Raw genomic sequence first — 16,068 nt, 5'->3', positions numbered from 1 at the left:
GTCAGGATTGACTGTTCCCCGAATCCATGAATTCACCGCTCGATCCCGCTTCCACGCTTGCCGTTCCTGAATCCACGGCCGACTTCGACGCCGTTCTGAAAGGCGGCGCCTACGCGATCCTGCCGCAGTTCGGCGTGATCGACGCCAATGGCGACGACGCCGCGACCTTCCTGCACAGCCAGCTCACCAACGACGTCCAGCATCTCGACGTGGCCGGCGCGCGCCTCGCAGGCTACTGCTCGCCCAAGGGCCGTCTGCTCGCCTCGTTCCTGACCTGGAAGACCGGCGACACGATCCGTCTCCTGATCTCGAAGGACGTGCAGGCGCCGGTGCAAAAACGCCTGTCGATGTTCGTGCTGCGTGCCAAGGCCAGGCTCACCGACGACAGCGACAAGCTGCTCGTGGTGGGGCTCGCTGGTGACGTGCGTGGGGCGCTCGCGAGCGTGTTCGACGCGCTGCCCGACGGCGTGCACGTGAAGGTCGACGACCCCGCAGGCACGCTGATTCGCGTGCCCGACGCGGCCGGCGTGCTGCGTTATCTGTGGGTCGGCCCGAAGGAAGCGGTGCAGGAGCGCCTCACGAAGCTCGACGGTACGCTTAAGCGCGTGTCGCCGGCGGTGTGGGACTGGCTCGACATTCGTGCGGGCGAGCCGCGCATCACGCAGGCCGTGAGCGAACAGTTCGTGCCGCAGATGGTCAACTACGACGTGCTGGGCGGCGTGAACTTCCGCAAGGGCTGCTACCCTGGCCAGGAAATCGTCGCGCGCAGCCAGTATCGCGGCACGATCAAGCGCCGCACCGCGCTCGCCAATGTAGCCGCGAGTCTGGATGCCGCGCATGCGGGCGCCGAGCTTTTTCATTCGGACGACCCGAGCCAGCCGTGCGGCATGGTCGTGAACGCCGCGGCCGCGCCCGAGGGCGGTGTCGATCTGCTCGCCGAGATCAAGCTGGCCGCGCTCGAAACGGGCAGCGTGCATCTCGGCGCCGCCGACGGCCCCGCGCTGCGCGTGCTGCCGCTGCCGTACGCGTTGCCGGCCGAAATTTGACGCTGCGCACCGCGTCCATCGCACGTGAGGCGCCCGGCGCCTCGCGTTGCGTGGGCGCGGCCCCCGACCCGACCCTGCAAGGGCCAGTTCCATGTGCCTGATCGTGTTCGACTGGCGTCCACGCGCGAGCGCCGGCACACTTTTCACGCTCGCGGCCAACCGCGACGAGTTCCTGCGCCGCACCGCCGACCCGCTGCACTGGTGGAACGCCTCGGACGACGTCACGTCGCCGGGCAGTTCGGCCACGGGCGTGCTGGCGGGCCGCGATCTCGTCGGCGGCGGCACGTGGCTTGGCATGGCGCGCAGTGGCCGCTTCGCCGCGCTCACGAACTATCGCGCGCCGAACGACATGCGCCCCGACGCGCCCACGCGCGGCACGCTCGTCTCGCGCTGGCTCACCGGCGCGCAAGGTCTGCCCGATACGCCGCTCGGCTATCTCGACGAGATCGCGCGCTCGGGCGATCTCTATAACGGCTTCAACCTGATCGTCGGCGACTGGACGCGGCGCGAACTGGCGTGGTACTGCAATCGCGCAGACCGTGCGCCGGCCTTGCTGCCCGAAGGCACACACGGCATTTCCAATGCCGTGCTCGACACGCCGTGGCCCAAGCTCGTGCGCAAGCGCGCGGAACTCGCGCAGCTCGCGACGGGTGACGCGCAAGTCCCCCTCGCGCGGCTCGTGGACATGATGCGCGACCCGCAGGTCGCGCCCGACCGCGACTTGCCCGCCACCGGCATTTCGCTGGAACGCGAACGCGCGCTTTCTGCGGCATTCATCGAAACGCCCGACTACGGGACGCGCGGCACCACGGCGCTGCGCGTCACGCTGCGCGGCACCCTGCTGGATGTGGAAGCGCTGGAGCGCAGCGACGACGACGGCGCGCATCGCGTCGTCCGCCCGGGCGCCTTCGAGCGCCACGAGACCTACACCGTCGAACGAGGCTGAGCGCGTTTCAGTCGCCCGTGCGGAACGCCACGCGCAGCGCATGGGCGGCCTGCTGCTGCGCGCGCCTCGCCTCGTCGATGAATGCGCCCATCTTGATGAACTCGTGAATCATGCCGTCGTAACGCACGAGCGTGACGTCGTTGCCGGCTTCGCGCAGCTTTTGCGCGTAGGCCTCGCCTTCGTCCACGAGCGGATCGAATTCGGCAACGCCGATCCACGCGGGCGCGACGCCGCGAAAATCCGGCTCGCCGCGCGTGCCGTCGAGCGGCGCGAAGCGCCAGTCGTCGCGGTCCGAGTCATGGCGCACGTAGTGATCGAAGAACCACTGGATCGTCGGCGCGGTCAGCAAATGGCCATCGGCAAGCCGCTGGTGCGATTCGCTCTGCTGATGTGCGCTCACCGCCGGATAGAACAGCAGCTGCAGCACCGGCGCGATACCCGCGTCGCGCGCCAGCACCGCGCAGACCGTGGCGAGCGTGCCGCCCGCACTGTCGCCGCCCACTGCGAAGCGCGAGGCGTCGAGCGCGTGTTCGGCCGCGTACGCGTGGAGCCACGCATAGGCGTCGAAGGCGTCATGCACCGCGGTCGGGAAGCGATGTTCGGGCGCGAGCCGGTAATCCACGGAAAACACGGCGCAGCGCGCGTCGCGGGCGAACATGCGGCACAGCGCATCGTGCGTGTCGACGCTGCCGATCGTGAAGCCGCCGCCGTGATAGTAGACCAGCACGGGCAGCGGTTCCGCCCAGTGCGGCTCGACCGGCAGATAAAGGCGCGCGCGGATCGTCGCGCCGTCATGCATCGGCACCTGCAGGTCTTCCACGCCATGCATCGGCGGAGACGGGATTTCGAGCACCGACGCACTCTTTTCGTATTCGGCGCGCGCCGCCTGCGCCGTCTGCTCGTGGGAGGGCGCGCGGCCCGTGCGGGCCACCATGTCGAGCACGAGTGCGATCTTCGCGGTGAGTGGCATGGCACGGACCCCGTGCGCCGCGTTTATTGCGGCGCTTTCTTGACTTCAGGTTTGAGCGAGAGCGGATCGGTCGGGTTGCGCAATGTTTCGATATCCTCATGACGCAGCTTCACCGAAGGAAGAATCTGCGGATGCGTGAGGATATAGAAGCGCCCTTCCCGCACAGCGTCGAACGTTGCCTTCGCGACGTCGTCGGGCGTGAGCTTGCCGGAACGCACCGCGCGCTGCAACTGCAGATCGGCGGCTTGCTGCGAGCGTGTGGGCGGCACTTCATTGCGCAGATCGTCGGGGCGGCTGCGCTCGGCGTTGGCAATGCCGGTCGACACGAACGCCGGGCAGAGCAGCGAGCAGCTCACCTTGTCGGTCACGTTCTTCAGGTCGTGATAGAGCGTTTCGGTGAGCGAGACCACGGCATGCTTGGACGCGTTGTACACGCCCATGGCGGGCGGCGAAAGCAGCCCCGCCACCGAAGCCGTGTTGACGATATGCGCGCGCTCGCCCTGGGCGAGCATGGCTGGCGTGAAGCTGCGCACGCCATTGGCCACGCCCATCACGTTCACGCCGAACACCCAGTCCCAGTCCTTCGCGCTGCTTTCCCACACGAAGCCGCCGGTGCCGACGCCCGCGTTGTTGAACAGCAGATGAACCTTGCCATAGGTGTCGAGCGCGGCCTTCGCGAGGGCGTCGACCTGCGCGGCATCGCGCACGTCGGTGCGCACGCCGATGGCCTGTGCGCCGCCTTCGCGCAATGCGTTAACGGTTTCGTCGAGCAGCGCCTGATCGACATCGGCGAGCACGAGCTTCATGCCGAGCGCGGCGGCCTGCTGCGCGAACGCGCGGCCAAAGCCGCTTGCCGCGCCCGTGATGACGGCCACGCGGCCGTCGAACTCAAACGGTTCGGTCATTGCGAATCCTGCGGTGAAGGTTGCGGTGAATGCTGCGCACGGAAAAGCGAAGCGCCCTTTCCGGGCGCTTGCATTCACATTCAGATAGTTAGATCAGCTTGACGAGCTGCTTGCCGAAGTTCTGGCCTTTGAGCATGCCGAGGAACGCGCTGGGCGCGTTCTCGAGCCCGTCGGCCACGGTCTCGCGATACGCGAGCTGCTGCTTCGCGACCAGCGTGCCCAGTTCAGCGAGCGCCTGCGGCCACACTTCCATGTGCTCGCTCACGATGAAGCCCTGCACCAGCAGGCGCTGCGTGAGCAGCAGTTGCGGATACTTGAGCGGCATCGGCTCGCCGTCGTAGCCGGCGATCATCCCGCACAGCGCGATGCGGCCGAACGCGTTCATGCGCGCGAGCGTAGCGTCGAGCACCGCGCCGCCGACGTTCTCGAAGTAGCCGTCCACGCCGTCCGGCGTCGCGGCCTTGAGGTCCTGATAGAGATTGCCGGCCTTGTAATCGACGCATGCGTCGAAGCCGAGCGTCTCCACGACATAGCGGCATTTGTCCGCGCCGCCTGCGATACCCACCGCGCGGCAACCTGCGCGCTTCGCAAGCTGGCCGACCACGCTGCCCACCGCGCCGCTCGCCGCGCTCACGACGACGGTTTGCCCCGCCTTCGGCTCGATGATGCGATTCAGGCCGTACCACGCGGTGACGCCAGGCATGCCCACCGGCCCGAGGTACGCGGAAAGCGGCACATGCGTCGTATCGACGACATGCAGGTCGCTGCCGTTCGAGGTGCCGAACTCCTGCCAGCCGAACATGCCCACCACTTTATCGCCGACCTTGAACTTCGGGTTGCGCGACTCGACCACCTCGCCCACCGTGCCGCCGATCATCACCGAGTCGAGCGGCTGCGGCGCCGCGTACGACTTGCTGTCGTTCATGCGCCCGCGCATGTACGGATCGAGCGAGAGATAGTGGTTGCGCACGCGCAGCTGACCCTCTTCGAGCGGTGCGAGCGGCGTTTTGACGAGGCGGAAGTTATCGACGCTCGCGGCGCCTTCCGGGCGCGAAGCGAGCAGGATCTGGCGATTGGTCTGGGTCATGGCGTCCGTGTTGCTTCGTTGGGCGCGGCGAGGCGTTGCACGCCTGCCGCGCGAGAGAACAGCAACCGGGTGCGCACGAGCAAAGCCCTCGCACGCGCCCGATTGCGCGTTTAACCGTCGCTCGGGCCCGGCCGCGCGCTGGGGTCGCTGCGCAGACGCTGACGCGTCACGTCGCGGCCCACCGCAAGCCGGCGCATGTACTTGAAGGTGCCGAGCGCCTTGGCGACGAAATGGCCTTCGCTGTCGCGAATCTCGCCTTCGCAATAGGCCATCGTGGTGGAACGGTGCAGCACGCGGCCCGTGGCGCGCAACTCGCCGCGCCCCGGCTGCATGAAGTTCACTTTCATTTCGACGGTGACGACGCCCACGCCGTCGGCGGCGACGCTGCGCGCCGCCATGGCGAGCGCGATATCGGCGAGCGTCATCGTGACGCCGCCGTGCGCGACGTCCCACGTATTCAGATGCCGCTCGGCGAGCGGCAGCACGACTTCGCTCGCGCCGTCACGCGCGCTCACGAGTTGCGCGCCGAGATGCTCGACGAAGGGACTCTCGATGATCGTGAGCGACGGTTGCGCTGGTTGTGCGTCTTCGCCTTTTGGCGCGCCGCCGCTCTGGGACTGATCTGCGGTACCGGTCATGATGCGCTTCAGACCACGTAATCCACGCACTGACGCGACTCGACCACGAGCTTCGCGAACTGCTTCACGACGAGATGCTCGGGGTGGTCCTGATAGCCGTCGAGTGCGGCCTGATCGGCGAAGTCGGAGACGAGCACGAGGTCGAATGTGGAAGCGAGGCCCGGCGCGGCCACACCGACTTCGAGGTGCAGCGTGCCCGGCACGAGATCGCGGCAGCCTTCGAGCAGCGCCTTGAACTTCACGACGTTCTCGGCACGCGTCGCGCCTTCGGCCGACTCCTTGAGCTTCCACATCACGATATGACGAATCACGAACTCACCTCTTTCAATCTGCATGGGAACAGGCGCCGCACCGTGCGCGCGCCGACAGCCGTCATGATACCCGCAGCGGCTCGGGCGCGAGGGCGGCCCGGCGCGCGTAGAGCCGCGGGAAAGCGATGAAAACGTGAGTGCGGCAGCAGGCATGTCCACTGCCGCGCCCTGGCGTCAGACGACTTCGAAGAGGCCGGCAGCGCCCTGCCCGCCGCCGATGCACATCGTCACCACGACGAACTTCGCGCCGCGGCGCTTGCCTTCGATGAGCGCGTGGCCCGTGAGGCGCGCGCCCGACACGCCATACGGGTGACCGACGGCGATCGCGCCGCCGTTCACGTTCAGGCGGTCGGCGGGAATGCCGAGCTTGTCGCGGCAATACAGCACCTGCACCGCGAACGCTTCGTTCAGCTCCCACAGGCCGATGTCCTCGACCTTCAGGCCCGTCTGCTTGAGCAGCTTGGGCACGGCGAACACGGGACCGATGCCCATCTCGTCCGGCTCGCAGCCCGCCACGGCGAAGCCGCGGAAGATGCCGAGCGGCTGCAGGCCTTCGCGCTCCGCGACTTTCGCGTTCATCACGACGCAGGCGCTCGCACCGTCCGAGAACTGGCTCGCATTGCCGGCCGTGATCACGCCGCCCGGCATCGCCGTGCGGATCTTCGCAACGCCTTCGAGCGTGGTGTCGGCGCGAATGCCTTCGTCGGCGGCGATCGTCACTTCCTTCGTGACGAGTTGCCCCGTGGCCTTGTCGGCCACCCCGGCGAGCACCGTCATCGGCACGATTTCGTCGTTGAAGAGACCGGCTGCCTGCGCGGCCGCCGCGCGCAGCTGCGACTGCACGCCGTATTCGTCCTGGCGATCCTTCGAGATTTCATAGCGCTTCGCGACGTTCTCGGCCGTTTGCAGCATGCTCCAGTAGATTTCGGGCTTGTGCTGGTTGAGCCAGCCTTCGGCCACCATGTGGCGGTTCATCTCGTTCTGCACGCACGAGATCGATTCCACACCGCCCGCGACGAACACGTCGCCTTCGCCCGCGATCACGCGTTGCGCTGCAAGCGCGATCGTCTGGAGTCCGGACGAACAGAAGCGGTTCACCGTCATGCCCGGCACGCTCACGGGCAGCCCCGCGCGCAGCGCGATCTGGCGCGCGATATTCGCGCCCGTGGCGCCTTCGGGGTTCGCGCAGCCCATGATCACGTCTTCCACGCGCGCGGGGTCGATCTTCGCGCGCTCGACGGCGGCTTGCGTCACGTGCCCGCCGAGCGTGGCGCCGTGCGTCATGTTGAAGGCGCCCTTCCAGGATTTGGCGAGGCCCGTGCGGGCGGTCGATACGATTACGGCGTCAGTCATGCGATGTCTCCCACTACGAAGATTGAATCCAGAGGATGTCTTTGATTGGACGTTCAGGCGGACAGTGCCAGCACCTCGGCCGATTGCGCGCGCTTCACGCCGGCGGCCAGCAACTGCTGCCACGCGGCGGCCAGCGAGCCGTTCAGGTCGATGGCGCGCGAGGCGTCTTCGATCAGCACGGTTTCGAAGCCCGCGGCGCGCGCGTCGAGCGCGGACCACGCCACGCAATAGTCGGTCGCGAGGCCGCAGCAGTACACGCGCTTCACGCCCACGTCGCGCAGATAGCCCGCGAGGCCGGTGGGCGTCTTGCGGTCGGCTTCGAGAAATGCGGAATAGCTGTCCACGTCGGCGTGATGGCCCTTGCGGATCACCGCGCGCGCATGCGGCACGTCCAGGTCGCGATGCAGCGCCGCGCCTTCGGTGCCCTGCACGCAGTGCACGGGCCACAGCACCTGCTCGCCGTAGGGCAGCGCCGTCGTCTCGAACGGCGCGCGTCCCGCATGATTGGCCGCAAACGAAATGTGCTGCGCCGGGTGCCAGTCCTGCGTGAGCACCACGTGGCTGAAGCCCTGCGCGAGCCGGTTCGCGACCGGCACGACTTCATCGCCACGCGCGACGGCAAGCGCGCCGCCGGGCATGAAGTCGTATTGCAGGTCGATCAGCAGGAGCACGTCGTCTGCGCTTCTCATGATGTTCGTCCGCCTGTTCGTCCGCTGTTGCGTCCGTAAGTGATGCTTAGTTGAACGTACCGCCACTGGCAGCCAGCTCGACGATCGAAGGCGCAACTTCCCACGCCTCGCCATTGCGCTGCTGCGCATAGCGGCGAATCGCGCGCTCGACGTTGTAGAGGCCAACCGTGTCGGCGTACAGCATCGGGCCGCCGCGCCACAGCGGGAAGCCGTAGCCCGTGAGATAGACCATGTCGATGTCCGACGCCTTCGAAGCGATGCCCTCCTCGAGAATCTTCGCGCCTTCGTTGACGAGCGAGAACACGAGACGCTCGACGATTTCGTCGTCGCTGATCTTGCGGCGTTCCACACCCGCTTCCTTCGAGTACGCCACGATCATCTCGTCGACGAGTTTCGACGGCAGCGCGTTGCGCTCGCCCGCCTTGTAGTCGTACCAGCCCGCGCCGGTCTTCTGCCCGAAGCGGCCGGTCTCGCACAGACGGTCGGCGATCTTCGAGTACTTCATGTCCGGGTGTTCCTGATAACGGCGCTTGCGAATGGCCCAGCCGATATCGTTGCCGGCCAGATCGCTCATGCGGAACGGGCCCATCGCGAAGCCGAACTTCTCGATCGCCCGGTCCACCTGCGCGGGCAGCGCGCCTTCTTCGAGCATGTAGAGCGCCTGACGCACGTACTGCTCGATCATGCGGTTGCCGATGAAGCCGTCGCACACGCCCGACACCACGGCCGTCTTGCGGATCTTCTTCGCGACCTGCATGACAGTGGCGAGCACGTCCTTGGCCGTTTCCTTGCCGCGTACGACTTCGAGCAGCTTCATCACGTTGGCAGGACTAAAGAAGTGCAGACCCACCACGTCCTGCGGACGCTTCGTGAACGCCGCGACTTTGTCGACGTCGAGCGTCGAGGTGTTCGAGGCGAGGATCGCGCCCGCCTTGGCGACTTCGTCGAGGCGCTTGAACACCTGCTCCTTCACGCCGAGCTCTTCGAACACCGCTTCGATGATGAGATCGGCTTGCTTGAGGTCGTCGTAGGAAAGCGTCGGGCTGATGAGGGCCATGCGCGCCTCCAGCTTCTCCTGCGTAAGCTTGCCCTTCTTGACCTGCGCCTCGTAGTTCTTGCGGATCGTGGCGAGGCCGCGGTCGAGCGCTTCCTGCTTCGTTTCCAGCAGCGTGACCGGCACGCCCGCGTTGAGGAAGTTCATCGTGATGCCGCCGCCCATCGTGCCCGCGCCGATCACGGCCACCTTCTGGATGTCGCGCGTGGGCGTGCTCGACGGCACATCGGGAATCTTGCTCGCAGCGCGCTCGCCGAAGAACGCGTGGCGCAGCGCGCGGCTTTCCGGCGTCTGCACGAGTTCGAGGAAGCATTCGCGCTCGAACACGAGGCCCTTGTCGAAGCCCTGCTTCACTCCCGCCGCGATGGCGTCGACGCACTTGACCGGCGCGGGGTAGTTCTTCGCCATCGCGCCCACGGTGTTGCGCGAGAACTGCAGGAAGCCTTCTGCGTTCGCATGTTCGATTTTGCGGTTGCGCACGAGCGGATGCGGGCCCGGTTTGTCGGCCGCCTGGCGCGCGAATGCGATCGCCTCGTCGAGCAGATCGCCTTGCGCCATGGCGTCGAAGAGCCCCGAATTCGCGAGCTTTTCGCTCATCACCGGCGCGCCCGTGACGATCATGTTGAGCGCGGCTTCAAGGCCGATCGCACGCGGCAGACGCTGCGTGCCGCCCGCACCCGGCAGAATGCCGAGCTTCACTTCGGGCAGCGCGATCTGCGCGCCGGCAGCGGCGACCCGGTAGTGTGCGCCGAGCGCCAGTTCGAGACCGCCGCCCATGGCCACGCTGTGGATCGCGGCCACGACCGGCTTCGCGCTTTTTTCGACTTCCTTGATGACGGTGTGGAGGGTGGGCTCCTGCATCGCCTTGGGCGTGTTGAATTCGGTGATATCCGCGCCGCCCGAGAACGCCTTGCCGGCGCCGGTGATCACGATGGCCGCAACGGCCGGATCGCTCGCGGCGCGCGCGAGGCCCTCGACAATGCCTGCGCGGGTCGAATGCCCGAGGCCGTTGACGGGCGGATTATTGAGCGTGATGACGGCGACGCCGTCGCGAGTCGTGTAGTCCACTGCCATTTGCCTGCCTCCATGCTTGCGGGCCGCGATGTGCGTCGTCGGTTTCATTGTCCGACATTCCCGGTCAGCAGGCAGAATACCCAAAAAAGAACGTTCGTTCAATTTTTTGCTGCGCTGCGGACGCCAGGGTTTGTACTGAACGCACGAATCCGGCGGGTCGGCGGGCAAAAGTCGGAAGAAAAAACGCTGCCAGATGGCTGCGCCGGAGAACCTTGCGCGGCTGCGCGGGGGGCTCGGGGTGGCTTATCCGCGCTTCGCCGCGTCTTGCGCCGGATCGATCGGACACCCCTCCATGGCGAGCGCAGTCGGCAACACATAGGCGCGGAACTGCTCGCGCAGCTTGAGCTTTTGCAGCTTGCCCGTTGCCGTATGCGGCAATTCATCGACGAACACGGCGTCGTCGGGCAGCCACCATTTCGCGACCTTGCCTTCGAAGTAAGCGAGCAGTTCTTCACGCGTGATCGCGGCGCCGGGCTTCTTCACCGCGACGATCAGCGGCCGCTCGGTCCAGCGCGGATGCGCGCAGGCAATGCACGCGGCCTCCGCGATGGCCGGATGCGCCACGGCGATGTTTTCCAGCTCGATCGAGCTGATCCACTCGCCGCCCGACTTGATCACGTCCTTGCTGCGGTCGGTGATGTGCAGGAAGCCGTCGGGGTCGATCGTGGCGACGTCGCCCGTGGGGAACCAGCCGTCCACGAGCGGCGAGCCGCTCTCCTGGCGGAAATAGCGGTCGATCACCCATGGCCCGCGCACGTGCAGGTCGCCGAACGTCACACCATCCCACGGCAACTCCCGCCCGTCTTCGCCCACGATCTTCATGTCAACGCCGAAAATCACGCGCCCCTGCTTCTCGAGGAGTGCCTGCTGCGCTTCGCGCGGGCGCTCCGACTGCTCCCACTTGAGCCTCGAGAGCGTGCCGAGCGGCGACATCTCCGTCATGCCCCACGCGTGGATGGTCTGCACGCCGTAGTCATCCTCGAAGGCGCGCTGGATCGCCGGCGGACAGGCCGAGCCGCCCACCACCGTGCGCTGCAGCGTGGTAAAACGCACGCCCGCGCTGCGCACATACGCCAGCAAGCCGAGCCAGACCGTGGGCACGCCGGCCGAGGCGGTGACGCCTTCCGTTTCCATGAGTTCGTAGAGCGACTTGCCGTCGAGATCCTTGCCGGGCATCACGAGCTTTGCGCCCGTGAGCGGCGCCGCATGCGGAATGCCCCATGCGTTCACATGGAACATCGGCACGACCGGCAAGATCGCATCGCGTGCGGAAAGCCCCATGGCGTCGGGCAGCGACGCGCCATACGCGTGCAGCACCGACGAACGATGCGTGTAGAGCGCGCCTTTCGGGTTGCCCGTGGTGCCGGACGTGTAGCAAAGGTTCGAGGCGCTGCGCTCGTCGAGTTCGGGCCACGCGTAGCTGCCATCCTGCGCGGCGAGCAGCGTTTCGTAGCCGAGCACTTCCGTGCGCATGGCCGGCCGGTGCGATTCGTCGCACAGCGCGATCCAGCCGCGCACGTTCGGGCATTGCGGCGCGAGCGTGTCGACGAGCGCGGCGAACGTGATGTCGAACAGCACGTAGCGGTCGTCGGCGTGATTGACGATCCAGGCGATCTGCTCGGGAAAGAGCCGCGGATTGATGGTGTGGCACACGGCGCCGAAGCCGGTCACGCCGAAATAGGCTTCGAGATGCCGGTAGCCGTTCCAGGCCAGCGTGCCGACGCGCTCGCCGGGCGCCACGCCCAGCGCCATCAGCGCCTGGGCAAGCTGCTTCGAGCGCGTCTCGCACTCGCGGTACGTGTAACGATGAATATCGCCCTCGACGCGGCGCGAGACGATCTGCGCGCTGCCATGATGGCGCGCCGCATGCGCAATCAACGACGGGAGCGTGAGCGGCACATCCATCATCTGTCCCAGCAGCGGCGCACTCATCGGTGGCGGTCTCCTCGCGTTGGATCGGCGTTCGGTGTCGTTGTCTTTCGCGTTTTGCTTTCGCATCTCTGGCTGGCGCGCCGGCAAGCTTCGAACGTGTCCCAGCACGTCGGCGGGTGCGGACTTACAATATCGACTATTCAACAGGCCCTCAATATGTCGTTTTCACCAGGCACTACCGACTCTCAAGGCGGCTCGTCCGCTCCACTCATGCCCGCCACCGGTCCGCTCGCCGACTTCGAACGCGCATTGATCGTGCCGCGCGACGATGCCTTTGCCGCGCTCGGCGCCCGCTTTTATACGCGGCTGCCCGGCGCGCCGCTGCCTGCGCCTTACGTTGTCGGCTTCTCACAGGCCATGGCCGCGCAACTCGGGCTCGATGCATCCGCTGTTGCCGATCCCGCGTTCGCCGGGTTCTTCAGCGGGAATTTCACGCGCGAGCGCTCACCTTCGGCCATGTCGTACGCAACGGTCTACTCCGGCCACCAGTTCGGCGTATGGGCGGGCCAGCTCGGCGACGGCCGCGCGCTCACGCTCGGCGAGGTCGAGCACGAGGGCAGGCGCAACGAGATCCAGCTCAAAGGCGCGGGCCGCACGCCCTACTCGCGCATGGGCGACGGCCGCGCCGTGTTGCGCTCGTCGATCCGCGAATTCCTGTGCTCGGAAGCCATGCATCATCTCGGCATTCCGACCACGCGCGCCCTCACGGTGACCGGCTCCGACCAGCCCGTGCGCCGCGAAGAGATGGAAACGGCGGCGGTCGTCACGCGCGTGTCGCCGAGCTTCGTACGCTTCGGCCACTTCGAGCATTTCTATTCTCACGACGACGTGGACGCGCTGCGCGCGCTCGCCGACCACGTGATCGCGCGCTTCTATCCGCAACTGCGCGAAGCCGACGACCCGTACCTCGCCCTGCTCGACGAAGCGGTGCGCAGCACGGCGGCGCTGATGGTCGAGTGGCAGGCCGTGGGCTTCTGCCACGGCGTGATGAATACCGACAACATGTCGATCCTCGGCCTCACGATCGACTACGGTCCGTTCGGCTTCATGGACGGCTTCGACGCCAACCACATCTGCAATCACTCGGATTCGCAGGGCCGCTACGCGTACCGCATGCAGCCGCAGATCGGGTACTGGAATCTCTTCTGCCTCGCGCAGGCGCTCGTGCCGCTGTTCGGCGCGCACTACGACATCGCCGACGACAAGAAGCGCGGCGAGCGCGTGGTGGCCGACGCGCAAGGCGTGCTCGAACGTTTCAAGGGGCACTTCGCGCCCGCGCTCGAAGCGCGCATGCGCGCAAAGCTCGGCCTCGAACACGCGCGCGAAGGCGACGACGCGCTCGCGAACAAGCTGTTCGAAATCATGCATGCCAACCGTGCCGATTTCACGCTCACGTATCGCCATCTCGCGCGCGTTTCGAAGCATGACGCGAGCGGCGACACGTCGGTGCGCGATCTCTTTCTCGATCGCGCCGCCTTCGACGCGTGGGCCGCCGACTACCGCGCGCGCCTCGCGCACGAAACACGCGACGACGCCGCGCGCGCGGAGGCAATGAACCGCACCAATCCGAAATACGTGCTGCGCAATCACCTCGCGCAAACGGCGATCGAGCGCGCCGCGCAAAAAGACTTCAGCGAAGTCGAGCGGCTCGCGAAGGTGCTGGAGCGGCCATTCGACGAGCAGCCCGAAAACGCGTCGTACGCGGGGCTGCCGCCCGACTGGGCGAGTTCGCTCGAAGTCAGTTGCTCTTCGTGAGCGCGCCCCCATCTACGTGATCCTTGTTTCCCACCCGACAGGAACCCGACATGAGCCAGGAAGACCACAACTCCCCCTCCTACCCCGGCTACCAGTCCGACGAGCAATGGCGCGAGCAGCTTGACGAAGGCCAGTACCAGGTCACGCGCCATGCCGCCACCGAGCGCGCCTTCACGGGCAAATACTGGGATCATTTCGATCGCGGCGTGTATGACTGTGTGTGTTGCGGCACGCCGCTGTTCGAGTCCGACACGAAATTCGACGCGGGCTGCGGCTGGCCGAGCTACTTCCGCCCGATCAATGGCGAGGTGATCGAAGAGAAAACCGATCGCACGCACGGCATGCTGCGCATCGAAGTGCGCTGCAAGAACTGCGGCGCGCACTTAGGCCACGTGTTCGAGGATGGTCCGGCCCCGACGGGCCTTCGGTATTGCATCAATTCGGCTGCGCTACAATTCGAGCCCAAGTGAACGCTGGCAAGGCAGCCCCACGCCCCGCGCGGGGCGCCGCTGGGTAAAACCGGGCCTTGAAAGCGTCGCGCCCTCTTTTGTTGGGCTCAATTCGTCAACTCTCAGGCCGATAATGAAATTCCTGTTTGATCTGTTCCCGATCATCCTCTTTTTCGTCGCCTTCAAGCTGTGGGGCATCTTTACGGCTACGGCCGTGGCGATTGGAGCTACGCTCGTGCAGATCGCGTGGGTCGCATTCCGTCACCGCAAGGTCGACCCGATGCTGTGGCTTTCGCTCGGCATCGTCGTCGTGTTCGGCGGCGCCACGCTGATGCTGCACGACGAAACCTTCATCAAGTGGAAACCCACCGTGCTCTACTGGGCGTTCTCGGTCGTGCTGCTCGTTTCGCAGGTGGCATTCGGCAAGAACCTCATCGAAGCGATGATGGGCAAGCAGATCACCCTGCCGCAGCGCATCTGGACGCAACTGAACTTCGTCTGGTCGATTTTCTTCGCGCTGCTCGGCATTCTCAATCTCTTCGTGGCGTTCCACTTCTCCACCGACGCGTGGGTCGACTTCAAGCTGTTCGGCGCGACCGGCATCCTCGTGGTGTTCATCGTCGGCCAGAGCCTGTGGCTTTCGCGTTACATGAAGGAAGAAGAATGAGCGACGTCTTTCTCAACGCCAGCCCCGCCGAGCGCATGACGCTGATCGAAACTCGCCTCACCGCGGCGCTCGCCCCCGTTTCCATCGAGGTGCGCGACGACAGCGCGCAACACGCCGGACACGCCGGCGCCGCTGCCGGCGGTCACTATCATGTCACGATCGTTGCGGGCGCATTCGCGGGGAAAGCCCGCGTGGCAAGGCATCGCATGGTGTATGATGCGCTGGCCGAGGCCATGCAGCGCGGCATCCACGCCCTCGCGATCACGGCGCTCACGCCCGAAGAAGCCGCGGCGCTGCCCCGCTAGCCCACGTTAGATTTCGTTTTTTTGTTCGCCATTTTGGTTCGCCCCGTTAGGACTTTCCGATGACCTTGAAGAAGACCCATCTCTGGGTGTTGCTGGCTGCGTGCGCGGCGGCTCCCGCCTTTGCGCAGAACATCGCCGTCGTGAACGGCACGCCGATTCCCAAAGCGCGCGCCGATGCGCTGGTCCAGCAGCTTGTCCAACAAGGCCAGCAGGATTCGCCGCAACTGCAAATGGCGGTGCGCGAGGAACTCGTGAATCGCGAAATCCTCATGCAGGAAGCCATTCGCGAGGGCATTCCGAACAACCCGGACGTGAAGGCGCAAATCGCCGTGGCCCAGCAGACCGTCGTGCTGCGCGCGCTGATTCAGAACTTCGTGAAGAACAACCAGCCGAGCGACGCCGAAGTCAAGGCGCGCTACGACCAGTTGACCAAGGATGCGGGCGGCAGCGAATACCACCTGCACCACATCCTCGTGGACAACGAGCAGCAGGCCAAGGACCTGATCGCGAAGATCAAGGCCGGCGCCAGCTTCGAAGACCTCGCGAAGCAGTACTCGAAGGACCCGGGTTCGGCCAAGAATGGCGGCGACCTCGACTGGTCCGATCCGAAGGCCTACGTGCCGGAGTTCGCGACGGCGGCCACGCATCTGCAGAAAGGCCAGATGACCGATACGCCGGTGCACACGCAGTTCGGCTGGCACATCATCCGCGTGGACGACATCCGCCCGGTCACGCCGCCGCCGCTCGAACAGGTGCGCCCGCAGATCGTCCAGCAGATCCAGCAGGAAAAGCTGCAGGCGTTCGAAGAGAATCTGCGCAAGCAAGCGAAGATTCAGTAAGGCTGCATGGCGGCGCATTTGCCGCTTTAGGTACTGCAAAAAGGTAGT

Annotated in this window: 16 protein-coding genes; 7 read left to right on the top strand and 9 right to left on the bottom strand. The window is 66.1% G+C overall.

The features are described from left to right. Window positions 1-26 precede the first annotated feature (26 nt). A complete protein-coding gene (locus AB4Y40_RS00405) occupies window positions 27-1,046 on the top strand; it encodes a folate-binding protein YgfZ (RefSeq protein WP_368686003.1) in 1,020 nt (339 codons plus the stop codon). A 91-nt stretch (window positions 1,047-1,137) separates the two neighbouring features. Beyond that, complete coding sequence (locus tag AB4Y40_RS00400; RefSeq protein ID WP_368686002.1) at window positions 1,138-1,992, top strand: NRDE family protein; 855 nt, start codon at window positions 1,138-1,140, stop codon at window positions 1,990-1,992. Between the two features lie 7 nt (window positions 1,993-1,999). Here AB4Y40_RS00400 and AB4Y40_RS00395 read toward each other — a convergent pair whose 3' ends face one another. The 9 genes from AB4Y40_RS00395 to AB4Y40_RS00355 form a co-directional block, all read right to left on the bottom strand. Then, window positions 2,000-2,962, bottom strand: coding sequence for an alpha/beta hydrolase (locus AB4Y40_RS00395; protein ID WP_368686001.1), 963 nt, complete (start codon window positions 2,960-2,962; stop codon window positions 2,000-2,002). Between the two features lie 23 nt (window positions 2,963-2,985). Next, window positions 2,986-3,867: an SDR family oxidoreductase gene (locus AB4Y40_RS00390; RefSeq protein WP_368686000.1), complete on the bottom strand. Its 882-nt coding sequence runs from the start codon at window positions 3,865-3,867 to the stop codon at window positions 2,986-2,988. 88 nt (window positions 3,868-3,955) lie between these two features. Next, window positions 3,956-4,954, bottom strand: coding sequence for an NADP-dependent oxidoreductase (locus AB4Y40_RS00385; protein ID WP_368685999.1), 999 nt, complete (start codon window positions 4,952-4,954; stop codon window positions 3,956-3,958). Between the two features lie 110 nt (window positions 4,955-5,064). Then, a complete protein-coding gene (locus tag AB4Y40_RS00380) occupies window positions 5,065-5,592 on the bottom strand; it encodes a PaaI family thioesterase (RefSeq protein WP_368685998.1) in 528 nt (175 codons plus the stop codon). Between the two features lie 8 nt (window positions 5,593-5,600). Next, window positions 5,601-5,903: a Dabb family protein gene (locus tag AB4Y40_RS00375; RefSeq protein ID WP_133186141.1), complete on the bottom strand. Its 303-nt coding sequence runs from the start codon at window positions 5,901-5,903 to the stop codon at window positions 5,601-5,603. A gap of 174 nt (window positions 5,904-6,077) precedes the next feature. After that, a complete protein-coding gene (locus AB4Y40_RS00370) occupies window positions 6,078-7,256 on the bottom strand; it encodes an acetyl-CoA C-acyltransferase (protein WP_342945731.1) in 1,179 nt (392 codons plus the stop codon). Between the two features lie 53 nt (window positions 7,257-7,309). Continuing rightward, window positions 7,310-7,945 carry a bifunctional nicotinamidase/pyrazinamidase gene (gene pncA, locus AB4Y40_RS00365; protein WP_368685997.1) on the bottom strand — a complete coding sequence of 212 codons (636 nt, stop codon included), beginning with the start codon at window positions 7,943-7,945 and terminating at the stop codon, window positions 7,310-7,312. 46 nt (window positions 7,946-7,991) lie between these two features. Continuing rightward, a complete protein-coding gene (locus AB4Y40_RS00360; RefSeq protein WP_368685996.1) occupies window positions 7,992-10,073 on the bottom strand; it encodes a 3-hydroxyacyl-CoA dehydrogenase NAD-binding domain-containing protein in 2,082 nt (693 codons plus the stop codon). A 243-nt stretch (window positions 10,074-10,316) separates the two neighbouring features. Beyond that, entirely contained in the window at window positions 10,317-12,005 is a 1,689-nt protein-coding gene (locus AB4Y40_RS00355) for a 3-(methylthio)propionyl-CoA ligase (protein WP_368685995.1), read from the bottom strand. A 210-nt stretch (window positions 12,006-12,215) separates the two neighbouring features. Here AB4Y40_RS00355 and AB4Y40_RS00350 point away from each other — a divergent pair, with 210 nt between their 5' ends. The 5 genes from AB4Y40_RS00350 to AB4Y40_RS00330 all read left to right on the top strand — a co-directional run bounded on the left by AB4Y40_RS00350 (window position 12,216) and on the right by AB4Y40_RS00330 (window position 16,020). Next, window positions 12,216-13,760 (top strand): YdiU family protein, encoded by a 1,545-nt coding sequence (locus AB4Y40_RS00350; protein ID WP_368685994.1) that lies wholly within the window; start codon window positions 12,216-12,218, stop codon window positions 13,758-13,760. A 50-nt stretch (window positions 13,761-13,810) separates the two neighbouring features. Beyond that, window positions 13,811-14,230, top strand: a complete 420-nt coding sequence (gene msrB / locus AB4Y40_RS00345; RefSeq protein ID WP_368685993.1) for a peptide-methionine (R)-S-oxide reductase MsrB — start codon at window positions 13,811-13,813, stop codon at window positions 14,228-14,230. A gap of 112 nt (window positions 14,231-14,342) precedes the next feature. Next, a complete protein-coding gene (locus AB4Y40_RS00340; protein WP_201696976.1) occupies window positions 14,343-14,876 on the top strand; it encodes a septation protein A in 534 nt (177 codons plus the stop codon). Next, window positions 14,873-15,181, top strand: coding sequence for a BolA family protein (locus AB4Y40_RS00335; protein WP_368685992.1), 309 nt, complete (start codon window positions 14,873-14,875; stop codon window positions 15,179-15,181). Before AB4Y40_RS00340 ends, AB4Y40_RS00335 begins: the two co-directional genes overlap by 4 nt. Before the next feature lie 59 nt (window positions 15,182-15,240). Then, window positions 15,241-16,020, top strand: coding sequence for a peptidylprolyl isomerase (locus AB4Y40_RS00330; protein WP_028206990.1), 780 nt, complete (start codon window positions 15,241-15,243; stop codon window positions 16,018-16,020). Window positions 16,021-16,068: the final 48 nt, after the last annotated feature.

It is taken from the genome of Paraburkholderia sp. EG287B (assembly GCF_040965595.1).
GTDB lineage: Bacteria > Pseudomonadota > Gammaproteobacteria > Burkholderiales > Burkholderiaceae > Paraburkholderia.
The sequence above is the reverse complement of the archived record's forward strand: the minus strand, read 5'-3'. Positions and strand labels throughout refer to the sequence as shown.